Origin of the sequence: Corynebacterium sp. A21, from assembly GCF_052266655.1 — a bacterium.
In the GTDB taxonomy this organism is placed as follows: Bacteria; Actinomycetota; Actinomycetes; order Mycobacteriales; family Mycobacteriaceae; genus Corynebacterium.
The window spans coordinates 1-20,456 of sequence record NZ_JBQPQY010000019.1 but is presented as its reverse complement, the minus strand read 5'-3'; the positions used below and the strand labels follow the sequence as shown (position 1 = coordinate 20,456).

13 protein-coding genes are annotated in these 20,456 nt (G+C 60.6%); 7 read left to right on the top strand and 6 right to left on the bottom strand.

What is annotated here, in order from left to right:
• The first annotated feature begins 49 nt into the window (after positions 1-49).
• Positions 50-631 (top strand): RNA polymerase sigma factor, encoded by a 582-nt coding sequence (locus ACTU46_RS15630; RefSeq protein WP_443383655.1) that lies wholly within the window; start codon positions 50-52, stop codon positions 629-631.
• Between the two features lie 40 nt (positions 632-671).
• Here ACTU46_RS15630 and ACTU46_RS15625 read toward each other — a convergent pair whose 3' ends face one another.
• Positions 672-1,418: a dihydrofolate reductase family protein gene (locus ACTU46_RS15625; protein WP_443383652.1), complete on the bottom strand. Its 747-nt coding sequence runs from the start codon at positions 1,416-1,418 to the stop codon at positions 672-674.
• Between the two features lies 1 nt (position 1,419).
• Positions 1,420-1,977, bottom strand: coding sequence for a DapH/DapD/GlmU-related protein (locus ACTU46_RS15620; RefSeq protein ID WP_443383649.1), 558 nt, complete (start codon positions 1,975-1,977; stop codon positions 1,420-1,422).
• A 133-nt stretch (positions 1,978-2,110) separates the two neighbouring features.
• Here ACTU46_RS15620 and ACTU46_RS15615 point away from each other — a divergent pair, with 133 nt between their 5' ends.
• Positions 2,111-3,022: a LysR family transcriptional regulator gene (locus ACTU46_RS15615; protein ID WP_443383646.1), complete on the top strand. Its 912-nt coding sequence runs from the start codon at positions 2,111-2,113 to the stop codon at positions 3,020-3,022.
• 115 nt (positions 3,023-3,137) lie between these two features.
• Here ACTU46_RS15615 and ACTU46_RS15610 read toward each other — a convergent pair whose 3' ends face one another.
• Together ACTU46_RS15610 and ACTU46_RS15605 are read right to left on the bottom strand one after the other, a co-directional pair.
• Entirely contained in the window at positions 3,138-4,172 is a 1,035-nt protein-coding gene (locus ACTU46_RS15610) for an aspartate-semialdehyde dehydrogenase (RefSeq protein WP_443383689.1), read from the bottom strand.
• 245 nt (positions 4,173-4,417) lie between these two features.
• Positions 4,418-5,683: an aspartate kinase gene (locus tag ACTU46_RS15605; protein WP_443383643.1), complete on the bottom strand. Its 1,266-nt coding sequence runs from the start codon at positions 5,681-5,683 to the stop codon at positions 4,418-4,420.
• Positions 5,684-5,936: 253 nt separating this feature from the next.
• Here ACTU46_RS15605 and ACTU46_RS15600 point away from each other — a divergent pair, with 253 nt between their 5' ends.
• On the top strand, positions 5,937-6,779 hold the full coding sequence (locus tag ACTU46_RS15600) for a DMT family transporter (protein ID WP_443383640.1): 843 nt from the start codon (positions 5,937-5,939) through the stop codon (positions 6,777-6,779).
• 633 nt (positions 6,780-7,412) lie between these two features.
• Here the strand turns inward: ACTU46_RS15600 and ACTU46_RS15595 are convergent.
• A complete protein-coding gene (locus tag ACTU46_RS15595; RefSeq protein ID WP_443383686.1) occupies positions 7,413-9,407 on the bottom strand; it encodes a choice-of-anchor G family protein in 1,995 nt (664 codons plus the stop codon).
• Between the two features lie 706 nt (positions 9,408-10,113).
• Positions 10,114-14,406, bottom strand: coding sequence for a VaFE repeat-containing surface-anchored protein (locus tag ACTU46_RS15590; RefSeq protein ID WP_443383637.1), 4,293 nt, complete (start codon positions 14,404-14,406; stop codon positions 10,114-10,116).
• Positions 14,407-14,940: 534 nt separating this feature from the next.
• Here ACTU46_RS15590 and leuA point away from each other — a divergent pair.
• The 4 genes from leuA to ACTU46_RS15570 all read left to right on the top strand — a co-directional run bounded on the left by leuA (position 14,941) and on the right by ACTU46_RS15570 (position 20,313).
• A complete protein-coding gene (gene leuA / locus ACTU46_RS15585; RefSeq protein WP_443383635.1) occupies positions 14,941-16,788 on the top strand; it encodes a 2-isopropylmalate synthase in 1,848 nt (615 codons plus the stop codon).
• Between the two features lie 260 nt (positions 16,789-17,048).
• Entirely contained in the window at positions 17,049-18,233 is a 1,185-nt protein-coding gene (locus ACTU46_RS15580; protein ID WP_443383633.1) for a DNA polymerase III subunit epsilon, read from the top strand.
• Positions 18,234-18,290: 57 nt separating this feature from the next.
• A complete protein-coding gene (locus ACTU46_RS15575) occupies positions 18,291-19,568 on the top strand; it encodes a MurT ligase domain-containing protein (protein ID WP_443383630.1) in 1,278 nt (425 codons plus the stop codon).
• A complete protein-coding gene (locus ACTU46_RS15570) occupies positions 19,561-20,313 on the top strand; it encodes a type 1 glutamine amidotransferase (RefSeq protein WP_443383627.1) in 753 nt (250 codons plus the stop codon). Before ACTU46_RS15575 ends, ACTU46_RS15570 begins: the two co-directional genes overlap by 8 nt.
• Positions 20,314-20,456: the final 143 nt, after the last annotated feature.

Below are 20,456 nucleotides of genomic sequence, written 5' to 3'. Positions count from 1 at the left end.
CTTTTGGTACGACCTGGGTTTTCCCTGCCGCCTGGTATTCTCGACTCTCGTGAGACAGCACTCCGAACGCGACGATGAAAGGGTCACTGACCTGGCACTTGCTGCCGGTCGTGGTGACCGCGCCGCACTCACGGAGTTCATCAAAGCCACCCAGGGCGATGTCTGGCGCCTCCTCGCCCACCTCGGCGGCCGTGATGTCGCCGATGATCTCACCCAGGAGACCTACCTACGAGTGATGGGGGCCTTGCCCCGTTTCGCTGCCCGCAGCTCGGCACGCACCTGGCTGCTCTCCCTGGCCCGGCACGTCTGGGTGGACAATATCCGCCATGACATGGCGCGACCCCGGAAGTCAGCGGCCGAGTACGAAGACGTCGCCGAAAGTATGACCTCTCCCGGGGGTGGATCCAGCGCCTGGTCCGACTGGATCGACGCCCGCACGCTGATTGACGCCCTCCCCGAGGACCGTCGCGAAGCGCTCATCCTCACCCAGGCGCTGGGCTACACCTATGAGGAAGCCGCCAAAATCTCCGGGGTACGAGTAGGCACCATCCGATCCCGGGTCGCCCGGGCCAGGAAGGACCTCATCACCGCCCGGAACGCAGCCGAACAGGCTGAGCAGGACGGCCCTTAGGGCCCCAATCGCCGCCGTGGGCCCGATGAGCCCACCGGATCTATCGCGGGCTATTCGGGGTGGCCGCACCCTTGACCAGGTAGCGCAACCACAGGGAGCCGTCGGCAAGCACCCGGTTTTCCTTGAGGGTGAAAGCTACCGGCTCAGTGTCGTTGTACTTCGGGTTCGCGTCGAAGAGCGAGGCGGTATCGGTGGCGCCGTCAGCCACCGGGGTGAGCACAATACTGACCTCATCGACCAAACCTGCCTTGATGAAGGACCAGTTGATCCCGCCCCCGCCGCCCAGGACAAACTCGTCCACCTGGAAGTGCTGCTGCAGTTTCTCCAGCGCGAGTGCCAGGTCGAGGTTTTCTTCCCCGGCGATCACATAGGAGATCCCGAGTTCACGCAGGAAGGCCTTATAGGAATTCGAGGCCTGCGCGCTGAGCAGTTCGACGATGTGGGCGCGGGTGTCAAAGTATTCGATGTAGTTCTGTTCCCAGGCCAGCCTGCCCCGGGGATCGATGGAGAAATAGTGCATCTCTTCGTGGTGCGGGGCCATGAAATCCCCCGCCGGTACCTCGGCAGCCGCCGGGTTGAGCGCAGGTTCCTTGTGGTGGGTGAAGTTAGCGTCACTGGTGGTGGTGCCGGAGAGCCAGCCGCGGTGACCGGTGAAGGCGCGGTCCTGCCCCAGTACCAGGTCGTAGTAGATGCGCTGCGAATCCAGGCTTTCCCTGGTGAACAGGTGCGGACCTTCGATCTTGCCGTCGAGGGCGGTGTGCATATGGACGATGAGGTGGGGTTTCATGTTATTTTCCTTCCTTCTCGGTAGTGATGGTTCTGATCATTTTTGCCGGGCTACCCACCACCACTGTCGCCGGAGCCACATCCCTGGTGACCACGGAACCTGCGCCGACCACGGCCCCTTCGCCGATGCTGACTCCGGGCAGGATGATCGCTCCGGCACCGATCCACACCCGCGCTCCGAGGTGCACCGACTGCGGATGCATGATCGCGCGGCGCTCGGGATCCAGATCATGGTTGAGGGTGGTGATGATGACGTTGTGGCCGATCAGGGCCCCATCACCAATGGTGATCCCGCCTTGGTCCTGGAATCGACAGCCGGAGTTGATGAAGACATCCTCCCCGATCGTGATATTTCGACCGAAATCAGCGGTGAAGGGCAGGAAAAGCCGAAAAGATTCCGGTACCTCCCGTCCGGTGAGCTCCGCGATAAAGCCGTGGATCTCCTCATCCGACACCGCCTCACGATTCAACCGCGCGATGATACCGCGGCCGCGGGCGGAGAGTTCCAGCATCTTCTCCCCCATCGGACTGGCCGGATCCAGTGCTTTTCCGGCGGACATGTGATTGATGCATTCTTCTGACGTAACCAGGTCATTCCCCATGGCATCGAGCGTATGCCCCCGGCAATCGAATAACACATAGATATATGTCATGATGAAACATGTGCAAAACGCATAGACCTGAGGTGGGATCATGGCATTGGAAAGCAGATTGCTTGAAGCCTTCCTCAGCATTGTCGAGGAGGGCACGATCAGTCGCGCCGCCACCGTGCTCCACATCAGCCAGCCAGCGCTCTCACGCCAGCTGCGGGAATTGGAGAAACAAGCCGGCCAGCAGCTGATCATCCGGAGCAACAAGCAGATTGAACTGACTGCTGCCGGCCGCCTGATGCAGACCCGGGCACGAGATATCCTCAATCTCATCCACCGCACCGAAATTGAGCTCAGCCAGCCCAATCGGGAGCTGGCCGGCCACATTTGGATCGGAGCAGCGGAAAGTGCCGCCTTCCGGTTGATCGCCCGAGCCATGTCCACCATGCAGCAGACCTATCCCAACGTCCAGTTCAGCGTCCTCAGTGGCAACGGGGACTACGTCTCCTCCGCCATTGAGGACGGCACCCTGACCTTCGGGGTATTCATCGAACCCTGGGATCTCAGCGATTATGAGAGCATCCTATTGCCCGATCGTGATCGCTGGGGGCTGTTGGTCCGCGCGGAAACCGCCCTCGCCCACCAGACCAGCGTTTCCGCCGCAGAGCTGCGCGATATTCCGCTGCTCGCCCCGGACCGCGTGGTCCGTACCGATGGGGTATCCAACTGGCTGGGCACCGGAAGGGTCGGCATGAATCTGAAGGCCTCTTATAACCTGCTCTTCAACGCCGTCCTCATGGTCGAACAGGGCGTTGGTTCCGCCCTCTGCATCGACGGTCTGGTCGATGTGACCCGCAATCCGGCCGTCGCCTTCATCCCCCTGGACCCGCCGCTGTATTCCCGGCTCCACCTGGCGTGGAAGCAGGACCGTCGGCTCTCCCCGACCGAGAAGTGCTTCCTGGATTTGGTCCGCGCGGAACTCGAAGAGGGCTCGAAGGTAGAACACCACCCATGAGAGAGCACCACCCGTGATACCGCGATGCCGTGAGGATCACCATAATCCCGGCATACCTGGGCGCAGCAAAAAACCGTCCCCAGAGATTCCTGGGGACGGTGTCTTTGAGGCGGGTTTAACCGACCAGCAGCTCAGCAATCTGGACGGTGTTCAGTGCTGCGCCCTTGCGCAGGTTATCGCCGGAGACCACGAGGATCAGGCCCTTGTTGTCATCCACGGTCTGATCCTGACGGATACGACCAACCAGGGAGTTATCCTTGCCGGCGGCAGCCAACGGGGTGGGGACCTCGACAACCTCGACGCCGGGAGCACTCCCAAGCAGCTCGCGGGCGCGGTCCGGGGTGATCTCACGATCGAAACCGGCGTGGATGGTCAGGGTGTGACCGGTGAAGACCGGGACGCGGACGCACGTGCCCGAAACCCGTAGGTCCGGCAGACCCAGGATCTTGCGGGACTCATTGCGCAGCTTCTGCTCTTCATCGGTCTCCCCGGAGCCATCATCGACCAGGTTGCCCGCCAGCGGCAGCGCATTGAAGGCGATCGGGCCGACATAGGGGCCAAAGTCCGCCGGGGACAGCACCGAACCATCATTGGCGAGCTCGACATTGTGCTCACCGATCTCGGCGACCTGCTTGGCCAGGACCTCAACACCAGCCAGACCGGAGCCGGACACCGCCTGGTAGGAGGAGATGTTCAGGCGGTTCAGACCGGCCTCGTCATGCAGCACCTTCAGCACCGGCATAGCAGCCATCGTGGTGCAGTTCGGGTTGGCGATGATGCCCTTCGGGGTGTTCTTCGCGGCAGCGGGGTTGACCTCGCTCACCACCAGCGGCACCTCCTCATCCTTGCGGTACGCGGAGGAGTTATCCACCACGATCGCCCCGGCAGCGGTGAAGATCGGGGCATACCCACGGGAGGTGGAACCACCAGCGGAGAACAACGCGATGTCCACGTCAGCGACGGACTCCTCGGTGATCTTGCTCAGATCCTCAACCTCGATCTCGGTACCGCGGAACACCAGCTTGGTGCCGGCGGAACGCGGGGAGGCGAAGAAACGGAAGTTATCAGCCGGGAAGTTGCGCTCCTCCAGGATGGAACGCATCGCGCGCCCGACCTGGCCGGTGGCACCGACAACTGCGACAGTGGTCATCAGACGTTGCCCTTTCATGAGATCAATGATTCGATCTCCTAGTTTACGCAGGTAGAACACAAACACAATGTGCGCTGCCACCCACTCGCTTATCGACGCCCGCGAGGGCCCCGCTGGTCCGGCAAAGCCTGGCATCGTTCCGGGGCAGCAGAGCAGCGCCGGAATCCCATAAAACAAGAGAACCGGGCCAGCTCCCCTCAGGAGAGCTGGCCCGGTTCAGGCTGAAAAATTCTTAAAGCCAGAAACTAGCGGCCGGTACCGGCGTGGACTTTAACTTCTTCTTCGCCACCGAGCTGGAACTTCTCGTGGAGGACACGGGTGGCCTCATCGAGTCCGGCCTCACGGATGACCGCGGTGATGCGGATCTCGGAGGTGGTGAACATCTCGATGTTGATGCCGACATCGCGCAGGGCTTCACTGAACTCCGCGGTCACACCGGGGTGGGACTTCATCCCTGCGCCGACCAGGGAGACCTTGCCGATCTGGTCGTCATAAAGGACCTTGCTCCAGCCTTCCTTAACCTGCAGTGCCTTGAGCAGCTCGACGGCGCGGGGGCCATCCGAACGCGGGCAGGTGAAGGTGATATCGGTGGTGTTGTCCTCGAGGGAGGAGATGTTCTGCAGCACCATGTCGAGGTTGATCTCGGCGTCGGCCAGCGCGCGGAAGACCTTGGCGGCCTCGCCCGGCTTGTCAGCGATGCCCAGGATGGCGATCTTGGCTTCGGACTTGTCGGTTGCTACACCGGTGAGAACTGCTTCTTCCACGGGAATATCCTCCATCGAACCGGACACCAGAGTTCCGGGATCATTGCTATAAGACGAACGAACGCGCAGTGGCACGTTGAAAGCGCGGGCGTATTCGACGCTGCGCAGCACCAGAATCTTCGAACCCACCGCAGCCAGCTCGAGCATCTCCTCGAAGGAGAGCTTCTCCAGCTTCTTGGCGTTGGGGACGATGCGCGGATCTGCGGTGTAGATGCCGTCGACATCGGAGTAGATCTCGCAGACATCTGCATGAAGTGCTGCAGCCAGCGCCACCGCGGTGGTGTCGGAGCCGCCGCGACCCAGGGTGGTCACATCACGGGTGTCCTTGTTCACGCCCTGGAAACCAGCGACGATACAGATCTTGCCCTCATCCAGAGCTTCACGTACCCGACCCGGAGTCACATCGACGATCCGGGCGTTACCGTGACGCTCCGTGGTGAGCACGCCAGCCTGGGAACCAGTGAAGGACTGTGCCTGTGCACCCAGCGACTCAATCGCCATGGCAACCAGGGCGTTGGAGATACGCTCTCCTGCAGTCAGCAGCATGTCCATTTCCCGGGCCGGGGGCACCGGGTTCACTGCAGCTGCCAGGTCCAGCAGCTCATCGGTGGTATCACCCATTGCCGAGCACACCACGACTACATCATTGCCCTGCTTCTTGGTGGCCACGATCCGCTCTGCGACATTGCGGATCCGTTCCGCGCTCTCAAGCGAGGAACCACCATACTTCTGCACGACCAGTGCCACCAGCAGCCGCCTTTCTTCTCGGAAACAACTGCAAACGAAACTATCCTACCGCTGCATCCGGACCTCGGCATGAATGCAACCCCATTTCTTTCCCCTGCTGCTCGGACCACGATCCGCTAGCGCGTTCCTCTCCTTATATATAGAGTCTCGCGCCCCACCTCCCTGGCAGCCTTTCTCACCGCAACTCGGGGCTTTCCCTCACACTCTTCCCGTGCTTTCGCCGCCTTCTCACCTGGGCACTAGGATCAGCAGAGTGGAAAATAACCTGCTTGCCGTGCTCTTCGCGCTGGCCTCGGCGCTGACGATCGCCTGGGGCACCGTGGTCCGCCACAGGATCGCCACGGCCGTGCCGGCAGGGAAATCCCCTTTCCTCAATGCCATCAAGCGCCCGATGTGGTGGGCCGGAATGAGCACCGCGATCATCGCCTACGGTCTGCAGGTGGTTGCTCTGGGTTTCGGCCCCCTGCTCGTGGTGCAACCGATCCTGGTGATGTCCCTGATCTTCACCATGCCGGTGGCCGCCTATTATGACAAGCACCGAGTCTCCAAGACCGAGCTCTTCTGGGCGGTACTGCTGACCATTTCAGTCGCTATCGTCGTGGTCCTCGGCCACCCCGTCGGTGGCGACACCCACCCCACCTTTTCCCGGTGGTGGCCAGCGCTACTGATCGGCACGCTGGCTCTCTTTGCGATAGACCGCTTCGGCAACAAACGCCAGGAAGGCCATGACCGCGCCCTGACCCTGGGACTGGTCACCGGTGCAATCTTCGGCTTCGTCGGGGTGCTCTCCAAAGCCGTGGCCGATTCCTTCGTCTCCGGCGGATTCCTCGGACTACTACTAGCCTGGGAAAGCTACGGGTTGATCTTCGCCGCCACCATGGGCACCCTCGTGCAGCAATCCGCCTTCAACGCCAGCTCCCTGCGCACCTCCCTACCCGCCATGAAAACCGCCGAACCGATCATCGCCTTCGGCCTAGGCATCGCGGTGCTCGGCGAAACCTTCCAGGTCGAGGGTTTCGATTGGACCTGGTTGGGCTTGGCTTTCTGTCTCATGGTGCTCTCCACCGTGGTGCTCTCCCGGCGCAACCTCACCTGAAATCTTTGAGCTTCCCAAGCACGCTTATCGACGCCCCGAGCGCGCTGATGCGCGCGCAGGTACGGGCTTGGCGGCGTTCCCGGGCTGAGGCTGAAGATAGAAATGTCCCGGGTGGGTCTTTGTAGACCCACCCGGGACATTTTCTCAAGGAGTTCAGCGATCAACTAACCCGCTGAACTTCCCGGTGGCAACCAGGTATGCCACCGAGAAGTCTGAAACTAGTTCTGAGAGGAGGTGCTGGAACCCTCGGTCTCGCAGAGAACCGGAACCGAAACCAGTGCCAAAACTGCGGTAGCGAACAGCGCGGAGGAGACCATGCGGGAATCCACGGCGTTAGCTGCATCGTTCAGGCCCTTGTTGATGCCCTGAACCCACGCCGGCTGATCACCTGAAGTAGCAGCGATCATGGAACGCAGCTGCGCATCCAGCTCGCCACCAACAGCCTTCATGATCGGCTCAAGAGCCGGGCCACCAATGGCAGCGGCAGTACCCAGAACAGCCAGCAGGCCACCGATGGCACCAGCCGGGGAAGCCAGGCACTTCTCCAGGAACTCGGAGGAGCCGTTTGCGGTTCCATCGTTGTTGGAGCTGCCATCAGAGGAGCCACCCGGGGTGGTGGTGGGAGTCGGCTCATCAGTGTCTGTCGGGTCCGGGTCTTCGCTCGGGTCCGGGTNCCAGGAACTCGGAGGAGCCGTTTGCGGTTCCATCGTTGTTGGAGCTGCCATCAGAGGAGCCACCCGGGGTGGTGGTGGGAGTCGGCTCATCAGTGTCTGTCGGGTCCGGGTCTTCGCTCGGGTCCGGGTCTTCGCTCGGGTCCGGGTCTTCGCTCGGGTCCGGGTCTTCGCTCGGGTCCGGGTCTTCGCTCGGGTCCGGGTCTTCGCTCGGGTCCGGGTCTTCGCTCGGGTCCGGGTCTTCGCTCGGGTCCGGGTCTTCGCTCGGGTCCGGGGTCTCGCTTGGGTCCGGGTCTTCGCTCGGGTCCGGGGTCTCGCTTGGGTCCGGGGTCTCGGTGGTGGTGGTCTCACCTAATGCGGAGACTGCGGAAGTCGCAATCGGCAGGATCAAGAGACCACTCAGGACGTTAAGCTCCAGTGCAGAAACCTTGAAGAGACTGTCCGTCGTCTCCTGCTTGTTCACAGTTACGTTTGTAAGCGGCTGCAGAACACCCTCAAGAAGCGGGTTAAGGCGCTGCAAGAGCGGTACGATGACCTGGCTCTGAACATTGCCCAGGAGTCCGGAAAGCAATCCATTCTGAGCCCCATCACCGAAAAGAAGTCCCTCAACGAGCGTGCCCACCGCGCCGAGGATCGGCCTCACCAGGTCAAGCAGGTCTCCCAGAAGGCTTCCAATGCCACGGGTTTCCTGGAAGTAGGTGTTGTATTTATCAGCGTTGTAAGCGGCCTCAGAGGTAGCCTCGGTTGCGCTTTCGTTGAGCAATCCACCAAGAGTGGTCCGCAGGTCCAGCCCTGCAAGTGCTCCAAGAAGATTGAGCTCGATCTGCACCTCGGTACCGTAGAGGCCGCCGCGCTCTGCAGTTCCCATGAGGACGTTCTCCAGACGGGCGTTCAGACCGTTCGGATTCTGGGCAGCACCATCAGTCAACAGGCTAGTGACAGTACTAGTGATCCGAGCCAGCTGCGTGGAAGTCAGCAGCTTCGTGTTCGCCGGCAGGTTGTTGAGGTCGCCACCATGCAGCTTTGCCAAATCAACACGGATCTGACCATCGTTCAGATCAATGGAAACCAGGCCACTCTGGTCCTTAAGCGGTTCTTCAACCAGTTCATCGACGATATCCTGGAGCGGAACCTCAACAGAGACATCCAGCCCGGTGCCGATGATTGCTCCGAGCCCGTTCACAAGGTCAAAGACACCACTGAGCACGCCCTGCTGCCCGAGCAGGCCATTGAGGGTACCATCTAGGGCCCCCACCAGCCCCTGCACGTTGGTCATTGCCTCGCCCACCAAGGGAGAATCAATGACGACCTCAGCCTCAGCGATCTGGTAATCGCTGCTGAGGATACCGTCCGTCTTCGAGGCCGTGGAGCTTAGTGCACCCAGGTTCAGAGAAGCTTCTTCCAGCAGAGGTGCGATTGCCTGATCCAGTCCAAGAACGCTGGTCAGATCCAGGCTTGCATTGGCTCCCGTGCCAGTACCACTGAGATCCAGCGCACCAGTGTCAGTGATCAGACCAACAGCTGCGCGCGCTTCGGTATCTGCAGGCGCGTTAGCGTAAGCACGCAGTGCGCCAAGCTCGCCACGCAGTAGACCAGTGTTACCGATCAACGGAATAGTGGTTACACCCACCTTGATGTTCAGTGCACTGAGCAATTCAAGTTCAATATCGGAAATATCAGCATTCTGACCGTTGTCTTCGTCACCATCCCAGGCCTGCTCAGCTTCGAGCAGCTGCAAGATCTGATCTACGCCACGAGGGTCTCCGGTGGTGAGCAGGCCCTTGATACCGGGGGCCGACAGGTTGAGCTGCTCAGCAAATGCATAAGCATCAGCCTCAACTGGAACAGTCTGCGCACTGGCAACCTGGTTAGCGCTCAGCAGCGGGTGGGAGGGAGCTACGACCAAGGCACCACCGACGAGGGCGGTGCTGGTGATGGTCGCAATGCCAAGACGCATCCAGCGGCTCATGGACTTAGAGGGTTTCGCAATACGCATTAATTTGTTTCACTTTCGATCTCAGAAATCTGGGATGGCTGGGCTCATCAAAATTTTCACAGGATCGACCCTTGGATGAACCTGAGAGAAGGATATCAGTGACCCCCGTCTCTGTCTTTTAAAACTTTAACCGTTTCACCTTATATGCGCCCCTCAAGTCTCATCCATTCAGCACCCCAGTAGAGGTCAATATTAAGGATATCTAACTATCAACCTCCCTACCTGCAGTAATAAGAGGAAAAACCTTAATAATATGATTAAATAAATGGATTTTCTAGGAATTTTCTGGAGTATTATTTTCATTGCCTGAGGGGAGGGTACTGTTCGAGAATTACCACCCCCGATATGCGGTGGCCGATATTCCTGGGGCCCAAGTTCAGAGGCCCCTTAAATTAGGGGCACTGAACCTGAGGTGGTCGGTCGAGGAAAATTTCTTCGAGATATCCCGAGGGGCCGAGCCCAGCTAGTGTCGACGCGGCCGTCGAAAAGCTCGCTGAGCTTCCCTAAGAGCTCCACCCCGACTATCCAGTCCTCGACCGATAAACTTGGAATGGTTGCACCGACTCAATGTGCAACCCAGAACAGCCGATGTACAACGTCTGCCGGAGGGTTCCAATGAGGGAATCTCCCTCTGCCACCTGCCCAGGTTGATTCCGCTCTCAATCGATCAGTTCTCTCGCTTTGGACCGCGCAGAACAATCCCCGCTCCAACCGCCAGCAGAATGAGCGCGATTGTCGATAGCAGCGCGACGTTGGCTCCCGTATTGGCGAGTGATTTCTTCGGCGCAGGCGGAACTGGCTTCACGGGTTCAGCAGCAAGCACCCCGCTCGCGAACTCCTGAGTCACCGGGGCTTCGGGGGTTTCGGGGGTTGTCGAAACTTCCGGAGCCGGTGGAGTTTCCGGGGTGGGCGGCACGAGCTCACGCGGAGGGATCGGCAAGGGAATGATGATCAGACTGCGGGAACTGGTCTTGTTGAGCAGGCCGATCTCCACCGGAGTGTTACCCGGTTCGATGAGAATCGTCGCAGAGGTGGACTGCCCACTCTCATCTTCCACACCGGTGCCGGACCAAACGACATCCGCCCAATGGATGTTCGCCACCTTTGGACGGGCACCGATCTCATTGAGGGTGATCTCGGTATTGACCGGCAGTCCGATCAACTCGCCTGGGATGCCGGGCTTCAAGATGATGTCCTTGGTCTGGTTCTTTCCATCTGGGTCAGTCCAACTGGCACGGACCTGAAACTCAGCACCGCTGGCCTCGATCTCCGCAGATTTCGGCCCCTCGACGGCCTTGATGATGGTTACCGGCGGGGCTGGTGGATTCTGCGGAGTGGTTTGGACTGGTGGCGTGGGCGGAGTGGTCCGCGTAGATGGGACCGGCGGGGTTGTTGTGGTGGTCAGTGTTGGTGGAGTTGGTGGTGTATCCGGTTCCTCGACAGTGAAGGTCTGCTTCGGATCTTCCGGATCATGGTGCTCAGCGACCAGATTGCCGTTGATATCGAAGAGGGTTTCAAAAACGACGAGCTTCTCTCCTCGGAATTTCCTGGCGATGGCAGCTGGCACCTCGAAGGTGACCGTGGTGCTGCCGGAGACCCAAGCCTGGCCAGCAGGTGCGTCCGGGGTGATGAATGTCGCTTCGGCAAAGATACTGGTCGAATTCACCGTGCCAGCTGCCGTGACATGCTTGATCTCTCCCTCGAGGTGATATTCGGTGTTCGGCTGCAGCTGCTCGTACTCGACGGTGTCAACGATCTGACCACCGGTAATTGGTAGCTCCTTGGCTTCAGAGCCGGGAACCTCGACGGTAGTGCCGATCTTGGGCTGCGGTTCCTCCTCCTCTTCGTGGAAGATCCGGAAGGTCTGCGCCAGATCCTCTGGGTCTCGGTGTTCGGCGACCTTGTTGCCCGTGGCGTCGAAAAGCGTTTCATAGACGACGAGCTTCTCACCGGCATATTCCGCCGCCTGTGCTGCGGTGATAGTGAAAATGACCTCCGCATGACCATGCGTTTCTGTGGTGGTGAAGGTGCCGGTGGCGGTGATGCCGGTCGGGATCACCCTCTCATCTGCGGAAACCTGCACGATCGTGCCTTCGAGGCGGTACTCAGTGTCCGGCTTCAGATTGTGGTACTCGACGGTATCCACCACTTCCCCACCGCTCAGCGGCAGAATGTTGTCCTCGGAATCCGTCACTGTGGCGGTAGTACCGATCCACGGTTCAAACTCCCCGACCTCGAAGGACTGAGCTTCATCATCGGGGTCTTTATGCTCGGCCACCAGATTGCCCTCGGTGTCATGTAGGGATTCATAGACGACGAGTTTCTCGCCGGCGTACCGGTGTGCCTCAGCCTCCGATATCTCGAAAGTGACGGTGGTCGAGCCATCTACGGTGAGACGGACTTCGGAAGCTTCACCGGTGGTGAACGTGCCGGTGGTTTTAATGCCGGTGGGCATTGGTTTTCCGTCGACGTGGATGAGCTCACCGGTGAGCAGGTACTCAGTGTTGGGCTGCAGGTCTCGGTAAGTGATGGTGTCCACGACCTCGCCGCCGGTAACCAACAAAGTCTTGGTCTCTGAACCAGTCACCGCGGCGGTAGTGCCGATCTCCGGCTGGAAATCTTCGACCTCGAAGGTCTGTGCCTCATCATTGGGGTCTTTATGCTCAGCGATCAGATTGTTTTCGGTGTCCAGAAGGGTTTCATAGACCACCAGCTTTTCACCGGCATATTTGTTCGCTTCAGCCTCGGAGATCTGGAAGGTGACAGTGGTCGAGCCTGCCACGGTGAAACGACCTTCGGGCGCAGCACCCGTGGTGAAAGTACCGGTTCCTTCTATACCGGTGGGCATTGGTTGACCTTCACCCTCAACATGGACGAGTTCACCCTTGATCCGATACTCGGTGTCGGGCTGCAGGTCCACATAGTTGACGGTATCCACGACCTGCCCACCGGTGACCGGCAGCATCCTGGCACCGGTCACGTTGGCGTAGGTCCCGATGTCCGGAAGGAAGTTCTCAACCTCGAAGGTCTGCGCCACATCAGCCGGGTCTTTATGCTCCGCAACGGTATTGCCCTCCGTGTCCCGGAGCGTTTCATAGACCACCAGCTTTTCATCGGCATACTTCGCGGCCGCTGCGGCAGTGATATCGAAGGTCACGGTTGTGGAACCGGAAACAACATTCTCACCCTCAGCCGCTTCACCGGTGGTGAAGCTACTGGTGGCCTCAATGCCGGTAGGTGTTGGGGTGCCGCCTGCGTCCACGTGGATGAGTTCACCGCTGAGTTGATACTCAGCATTGGGCTGCAGGTCCACATAGTTGACGGTATCCACGACCTGCCCACCGATCACCGGCAGTTTCTCCGCACCCGTCACCTTGGCGACGGTCCCGATACGCGGCTCGGCGGTACTCCTGGCGGTATTCGTCAAAGTCACCAGAACATTAGCGCGAGGAAGGATCCTGACCAGCGCGGTCTTGCCACCATCGAGAACCTCCACATGTGATTCTTCGGCATCCGGATCTGCAGCGAAGACCGGATCACCGAATTCAATGCCCGGGATCTCAGGGAACGTCGGCTCGGTGAGGCGAATCGTCCAGCCTTCTTCCCTCGCATTCTCACCAGATACAGGTGTGCCATCCGCCAGGACGCTCAAGGTGCCTGTGGATGCGGCCTCACCGGTTGCTGGATCAACCCCCGGCGCAAATTCCTCGTATTGAACCGCGAAGACCGTGTCCTCTGGAATAAAAACGGAGTCGACGGAAATCTGCTTCTGCAAGCTGAAGGTGCCTGAAAGTGCCCCCTCGATATACCCACTATTTTGCTGATTCTGAGTGAAACTGAACTCGGATTCAGCCTGCACCGACTCATCCCCCATGAAAGAGGTGGCGAGGACGTGGTTGTCATATTTAGTGCCCACCGGGTCCATATCACCCGAGGAAGTGCAGAGAGTAAACCTCAGATCCAACCTACGATTCCCGAAGCCTTTTGATGTATCGGGATGCGAGAATCGAAATTCGATTCCGCCATCGCGTTCCGTAATCACCGGCTGAATCGGATAAAGCAGATCCAGGTTGAGCCGATCCTCGAGGGAAGCCCCCTCCGGAAGCTCACAGATCTTTTGCTCTTTAGAGACATCCGCACGGTCAAACTCATCGAAAAGGACCAGATCCTCACTGAGATCTTTTAGGTCTTCACCATCGACAATTACTTTCCACGTAATGGTGCTGTACGCATCAAATTCAGTCTCCAACCCCATGCTTCCAGAGAAAACAGCCGGACCAGTATTGATCTGACCAGTCTTGGCGATCCCCAAAGATACCTCTCCAGAAGGCAGAACAATGGAGCCTTCAAAGAGTTGACCCTCATGCGCTGCAAAGGCGGCCCCCTCCCACCCTCCGGCAATTCCCATAAGGCCTTCAATCTCTTCATTCAGCACGCACCTGAAGTCCTCGGTCCCCACACGACGAGAACATTCACCCCAAGATGTCTTATTCGGCCCAAGTAGATCGAAGGGGATGTCATCCCACCTCAGCAACCCCGGAACCGGCAGGTCAAAGTAGTCCCCGCTCAGTGCCCCCTCGCGGCCAAGGTCCTCAAATACGAACTCGCCCTGGACCAACACTGAATCTCCGACGTGAATGTCATCGTTGGGGCTTTTCGAGTTGACCACCGAGAGGTTGGTTATCCGGACATGGTCATTGATGTCGCGCCCCTCATCCGTCTGAAAGGGCGAAAGCAGGACGTTGAGGAATCGAGCGAAGACATTCCCCGATTCCCCATCTCCAGCGCTTTCCCCCTCAGCTCCCCCGAGCTCAGATCCCTCATCCCCCACTTCTGAGCCCCGCTCACCAATCCCCTCGGTTGCTACGATGTTGCTTTCTTCTGCCCCGGCCTGCGAGGCACCAACTGGTAGTAGCGCCAATATCAGTGCGATGACTGCGGTGATGACCAGGATTGGCACCCAGTCTGCCGCTTTATCACGATTTTCTTTCCCCGAAAATAAGCGCTTTCTCATTTCATGACCTTTCAGAAATTCTTCCCGAATTTTGATCCACCACCCCTGATGGATACAAGCCCCAGAACTTCGTCAACAGTAAGTAGACACTGGACAAGCGGATTTAAACCGCCGGAAAGAAGATAACACCTCGAACCGTTTATCGCCCGACGAACAAAACAAGCATGCCAGAGTGAACTGAAAAATCTCTGGAAAAAGCGCAGAGATAAACTTTCTTCTTATCTATTTCTCACCAGATCAACCGCATCCCCCACCCCAGTAACCTGGATCACGTTCAAACCGCCCCGTTTTGCTTTGCCGGAAGAACCTTTGGTGTATCCTGAACCTTATGTCGCAGCGAGCAAACCTCCTTCTTTGCCGCGGCGGGTCCCAGAAGGTCTGAACACGACCGGCACCCCGTCGCGGAGTTTGTGTTGCCGGTCGTGGGCCCGCAACAGCGCTACAGTTTTGATGTAGCCGCAAAACCACGAAGGAAAACAAATGTCTCCGAACGACTCTTTTATCTCCGCTCCCTCTGAGATCCGTACCCCTACCGGTCCCCGCGGTGAGAACCAGGCTCCCTGGAACAAACAGCGCGCCTCCTCCATGCCGGTGAACCGTTACCTGACCTTCGCCCAGGAGGTGGAGGATATCTCGCTGCCGGACCGCACCTGGCCGGACCAGAAGATCACCGTCGCCCCGCAGTGGTGCGCCGTGGATCTGCGTGACGGCAACCAGGCCCTGATCGATCCGATGTCCCCGGAGCGCAAGCGCCGCATGTTCGAGCTGCTGGTCAAGATGGGTTATAAGGAGATCGAGGTAGGTTTCCCCTCCGCTTCCCAGACTGACTTTGATTTCGTCCGCGAGATCATCGAGAAGAACATGATCCCGGATGACGTCACCATCCAGGTGCTGGTGCAGGCCCGTGAGCACCTGATCCGTCGTACCTTTGAGGCGTGTGAGGGTGCGAATAACGTGATCGTGCACTTCTACAACTCCACCTCGAAGCTGCAGCGTCGTGTGGTCTTCCGCAAGGATAAGCCGGCCATCAAGAAGCTGGCCACCGATGCTGCTGAGCTGATCAAGTCCATCGCCGTGGATTACCCGGACACCAACTGGCGCTGGCAGTACTCCCCGGAGTCCTACACCGGCACTGAGCTGGACTTCGCCAAGGAGGTCTGTGATGCCGTGGTCGATATCATGGAGGCCACCCCGGAGCAGCCGATGATCATCAACCTGCCGTCCACGGTTGAGATGACCACCCCGAATATCTACGCCGATTCCATCGAGTGGATGCACCGCAACCTGAACAAGCGTGACTCCATCATCCTCTCGCTGCATCCGCACAATGACCGTGGCACCGGTGTGGCCACCGCTGAGCTGGGCTACCAGGCCGGCGCGGACCGTATTGAGGGTTGCCTCTTCGGCAATGGTGAGCGCACCGGCAATGTCTGCCTGGTCACCTTGGGGCTGAACATGCTGACCCAGGGCGTGGATCCGCAGATTGATTTCTCTCATATTCAGCAGATCCGCGACACCGTGGAGTACTGCAACCAGCTGCGTGTTCCGGAACGCCACCCCTATGGCGGCGATCTGGTCTTCACCGCTTTCTCCGGGTCCCACCAGGATGCCGTGAACAAGGGACTGGATGCCATGGCAGCCCAGGTCAAGCACGGTGCGGACAGCACCGAGGTCACCTGGGAGGAGCTGCAGGGCACCACCTGGGAGGTTCCCTACCTGCCGATCGACCCGAAGGATGTCGGCCGTGACTACGAGGCCGTGATCCGCGTGAACTCGCAGTCCGGCAAGGGCGGTGTCACCTACATCATGAAGACCGATCACGGCCTGAACCTGCCCCGTGCCATGCAGCCCGAGTTCTCCTCGGTGGTGCAGGCTGTCACCGATTCTGAGGGTGGCGAGGTCAACTCCAAGAACATGTGGGACATCTTCGCCACCGAGTACCTGGATCGTTCCGATGTCCTCGAGCTGGTTTCGGTCAAGGTCGACAATGCCGAGACTGAGAACGAGGAGGCCACGGTCACCGCTCATCTGATCCACGATGGCGAGGAGAAGACCGTCGTGGGCCACGGCAACGGTCCGATCGCGGGCTATGCCAATGCCCTGGAACAGCTGGGTATCGATGTCGAGGTGCAGGACTACTCCCAGCACTCGCGTACCGCTGGCGATGACGCCGAGTCAGCGGCCTACATCTACGCCGAGGTCAATGGCACCACCACCTGGGGCGTGGGCATCGCAGGTTCGATCACCTACGCTTCCCTGAAGGCAGTCACCTCCGCCATCAACCGCTCGCTGCACCTGGAGGCCTCCCGCCTGGGCGGCGGCGTCTAAGCCGCTTATCGACGCCCGCGAGTCCCCAGCACTTCGGCCCCGCACCTGGTTTCCAGGTGCGGGGCCGAAGTCATTCCCCTCCCACCCGGGGTCCGGGCGGGAGGGACGTCGATAAGCGGAAGGAAGAACCTCTAGATAGTCAGTTCATGGGTCCGAATGAAGGATCTCCTGATGGGGTGGGCGACATTCCTCAGCGCGACAGTATTCACAAGGCACGGCGAGTGCCCCATGGGACGGGTCAGCCAATTAGACTCAGAACAATGAACCACCCAGTCAACCCCGAAAGCACCGCCGGGGAGCCGGAACACCGGGACGCTACCTCCCGCCCCGACCGCTCCCAGGGCCCCCGGGAGACCGGGAGCCCCGAGCACCGAAGCAACGAAGGAAAGTCCGAGGCAGAGAAGGACGCCGAGCGCGCCGATCGTGCCCGCCAGCGTCAGGCCGAGGTCGATGCCTTCCCCTATGTCGCGGTCTACCTGCTGACCTCCGGTATCCACCCCAGCACGTCTCGCGTCATCGGTATTGATGCCCTGACCTTCAATGATGAGGGTGAGATCGGGGAGGAATTCCACGCCATCATCAACCCCGGTGAGGATCCCGGCCCCTTCCACCTGCATGGCCTCACCCCCGAGGACATCGCCGGCGGCCGCAACTTCGCCCAGGTACTCAAGGTCCTGGGCAAGCTTATGGATGACCGCACCCTCGTGGTCCACCGCGGCCCCCGGACCTGGGGATTCATTGTCGCCGAGGCCCGGCGCGCGATGAACTCCGCAGCCCGGGCCAACCGTTCCCGCAACCGGAGCCGGGGTCGTCACCGCCGACACCGGGTCGGGCATGTACCCCGGCCTGCCGCGATCGTCGATACGCTCGCGACCGCGCGGCGCCAGGGCATGGTCCTGGCGGACACCCGCATCGCCGGGGTCGCTGCGGCACTGTCCCTGGAAGCGACCTCGCCGGTGGCCTCCGTGGAACGCGCCATGCGCAAGGAGGTCGAGGTCAGCCGCGAAACCACTGAGCTGATCATCGACATCTACCTGCTGCAGCGCGATGCTGGGGAGCTTTCTTCCCGGGTGCCGCGAGACCTGCGGGCCGACCAGTTCGGATTGCAGCGCTCCGCTGTGCGGGTCGACGCTGTCGAGGCGCCGCGCCCGCTGGAGAACCCCGGCGTCTATATTCCCGGCAAGTCCCTGCGCAAGGGCATGGAGGTGGTGGTTTCCCCGGAGATCGAGATGGATCCCAATGAGATCATCGCGGCCTGCCTGCGTGAGGAACTCGCCTACTCCGAGAAGCTGACCCGCCAGACCTCCGTGGTGGTGTGCAACCAGACCCGTGACCTGCAGGGTAAGGCGATGCATGCAGATCGTAAGGGCATTCCCCTGTTGTCCGATGTCGCCTTCATGCGGGCGGTACAGCGGGTCCGCTCGGATGAGCCGCGGGAAGACTAGCCGCAGAACGGGCCTGTCCGCAGCCCGGGGGTCCGTGCCGCGGACTAGGCTGTACCCATGAGTTCTGAACGACCTTCTGCAGTCTGGCGCCTGCGGGCCCGGGCAGCGGTCACGGCAGCGAAATTAGCCACCACCGCCTCCCGTCTGAGCGGTCGCGGCGCCGGTGGCATGATCGGCGGCCTGATCGCCAACGCCATCGACCCCGGCATCATGGAGTATCTCGGCGGCGATCGCCCCACCATGCTGGTGACCGGCACCAACGGTAAATCCACCACCACCCGGATGCTCGCGGCCGCGGTGCGCTCGAAGTACCGGGTGGCCACCAATGAAGGTGGTGACAACATGGACGCGGGCATCATCTCCGCGCTCATGGCGGACCGAGAGGCCAGCCATGTGGTCCTCGAGGTCGATGAGCTGCACGTCCCCAAGGTCGCTGAGCGGCTCCAGCCGCAGGTGCTGGTGTTGCTCAACCTCACCCGCGATCAGCTCGACCGCGTCGGTGAGATCAACAAGATTGAACGCGCCCTGCGTGATTGTGTGGCCGCCAACCCGGACATGCTGGTGGTGGCCAACTGCGATGATGTGCTCATGACCTCGGTCGCCTTTGACGCCAAGAAGGTCCTCTGGGTCTCCGCCGGTGCTGGCTGGGTGGGCGATTCTGTCACCTGCCCGCGCACCGAGAGCCACATCGTCCGCGATGGCGATGACTGGTACGCCCTGAAAAAGCTTCGCGACGGCCGCGAATTCCGCCGCCCCACCCCCACCTGGGCGGTCACCGACGAAGGTCTCGTCTCCCCCACCGATCGGGCCTCCCTGGAGTTGAAGCTCCCCGGCCGCGCGAACCGCGGCAATGCCGCCCAGGCGATCGCCGCCGCCGTCGAAGGTTTCAACATCCCCTTTGCGGCTGCGGTCACCGCCGCCGAGGACGTGGAGTCCGTCGCCGGACGCTACTCCACCATCCACTTCGAGGGCCGTGACGTCCACCTGCTGCTGGCCAAGAACCCGGCCGGCTGGCAGGAGGCCCTGTCCATGGTTGACCGCTCCGCCGAGGGCCTGGTCATCGCCGTCAACGGCCAGGTTGCCGATGGTGAGGACCTCTCCTGGCTCTGGGACGTGAAGTTCGAGGACTTCGAGACGCTCTCGGTCAAGGCCGCCGGGGAAAGAGGCACCGACCTCGCCGTCCGCCTGACCTACGCCAGCGTGGACCATGACTACCACCGTGACCCTGTCGCCGCCATCCGCGCCTGCCCCACCGGGCGGGTTGAGGTGCTCGCCAACTACACCGCATTCCGCGACCTGAAGAAGGCCCTGGAAAAGGAGAACGCCAATGACTGAGCTAAATATCGGGCTCATCCTCCCCGACGTCCTGGGCACCTACGGCGATGACGGCAACGCCCTGGTCCTGCGCCAACGCGCCCGGATGCGTGGCATCTCCGCGCAGATTCACACCGTCAAGCTCAATGAGCCGGTTCCCTCCAACTTTGATCTCTACTGCCTCGGCGGTGGTGAGGACACCGCCCAGATCCTCGCGGCAGACCACCTCATCAGGGATCAGGGCCTCACCCGCGCTGCCCAGGCTGGCCGCCCCGTCCTCGCGATCTGCGCCGGGCTGCAGGTCCTCGGCGAGTCCTTCCGCGCCGGTGGCCGCGTCGTCGACGGCGTCGGGCTTATCGATGCCACCACCGTCTCCCTCGACAACCGCGCCATCGGCGAATCCCAATCCATCCCGACCCGCGCCGGTATCACCGCTGAGCTGAGCGAACCACTCAATGGTTTTGAAAACCACATGGGTGCCACTCTCCTCGGCGCGAGTGCCCAGCCCCTGGGCAAGGTCACCCACGGCATGGGCAACTGCGACCCCTACAAGGCCGCGGATATCGCCGGCGACTATAAGCAAAAAGATGCCGAAGGCGCAGTGCAGGGCAGCGTCATCGCCACCTATATGCACGGCCCGGTGCTGGCCCGCAATCCGCAGCTCGCGGACCTGCTGCTGGCCAAGGCAATGGGCATCGCCCTTTCCGAGCTGGCACCGCTGGAGATTGAAGCCGTGGTGCAACTGCGCAAGGAGCGGGTGAAGTAGCCTCACCTGCTGGGTGGTGTGCTGGCCTGGCACTACCTGGGGCTGTCACCTGGGACTTGACCTAGTGCCACCTGGGGTTGCCACCTGGGACTTGACCTAGTGCCACCTGGGGTTGCCACCTGGGGTTTGACGTTTAGGTCTCG

Excerpts from the sequence above, each read along its gene's own strand:
- ACTU46_RS15570 (WP_443383627.1), top strand. The coding sequence starts at position 19,561 with ATGACTGAGCTAAATATCGGGCTCATCCTCCCCGACGTCCTGGGCACC.
- ACTU46_RS15625 (WP_443383652.1), bottom strand. The coding sequence starts at position 1,418 with ATGAAACCCCACCTCATCGTCCATATGCACACCGCCCTCGACGGCAAG.
- ACTU46_RS15610 (WP_443383689.1), bottom strand. The coding sequence starts at position 4,172 with ATGACCACTGTCGCAGTTGTCGGTGCCACCGGCCAGGTCGGGCGCGCG.
- ACTU46_RS15615 (WP_443383646.1), top strand. The coding sequence starts at position 2,111 with ATGGCATTGGAAAGCAGATTGCTTGAAGCCTTCCTCAGCATTGTCGAG.
- ACTU46_RS15575 (WP_443383630.1), top strand. The coding sequence starts at position 18,291 with ATGAGTTCTGAACGACCTTCTGCAGTCTGGCGCCTGCGGGCCCGGGCA.
- leuA (WP_443383635.1), top strand. The coding sequence starts at position 14,941 with ATGTCTCCGAACGACTCTTTTATCTCCGCTCCCTCTGAGATCCGTACC.
- ACTU46_RS15580 (WP_443383633.1), top strand. The coding sequence starts at position 17,049 with ATGAACCACCCAGTCAACCCCGAAAGCACCGCCGGGGAGCCGGAACAC.
- ACTU46_RS15620 (WP_443383649.1), bottom strand. The coding sequence starts at position 1,977 with ATGTCCGCCGGAAAAGCACTGGATCCGGCCAGTCCGATGGGGGAGAAG.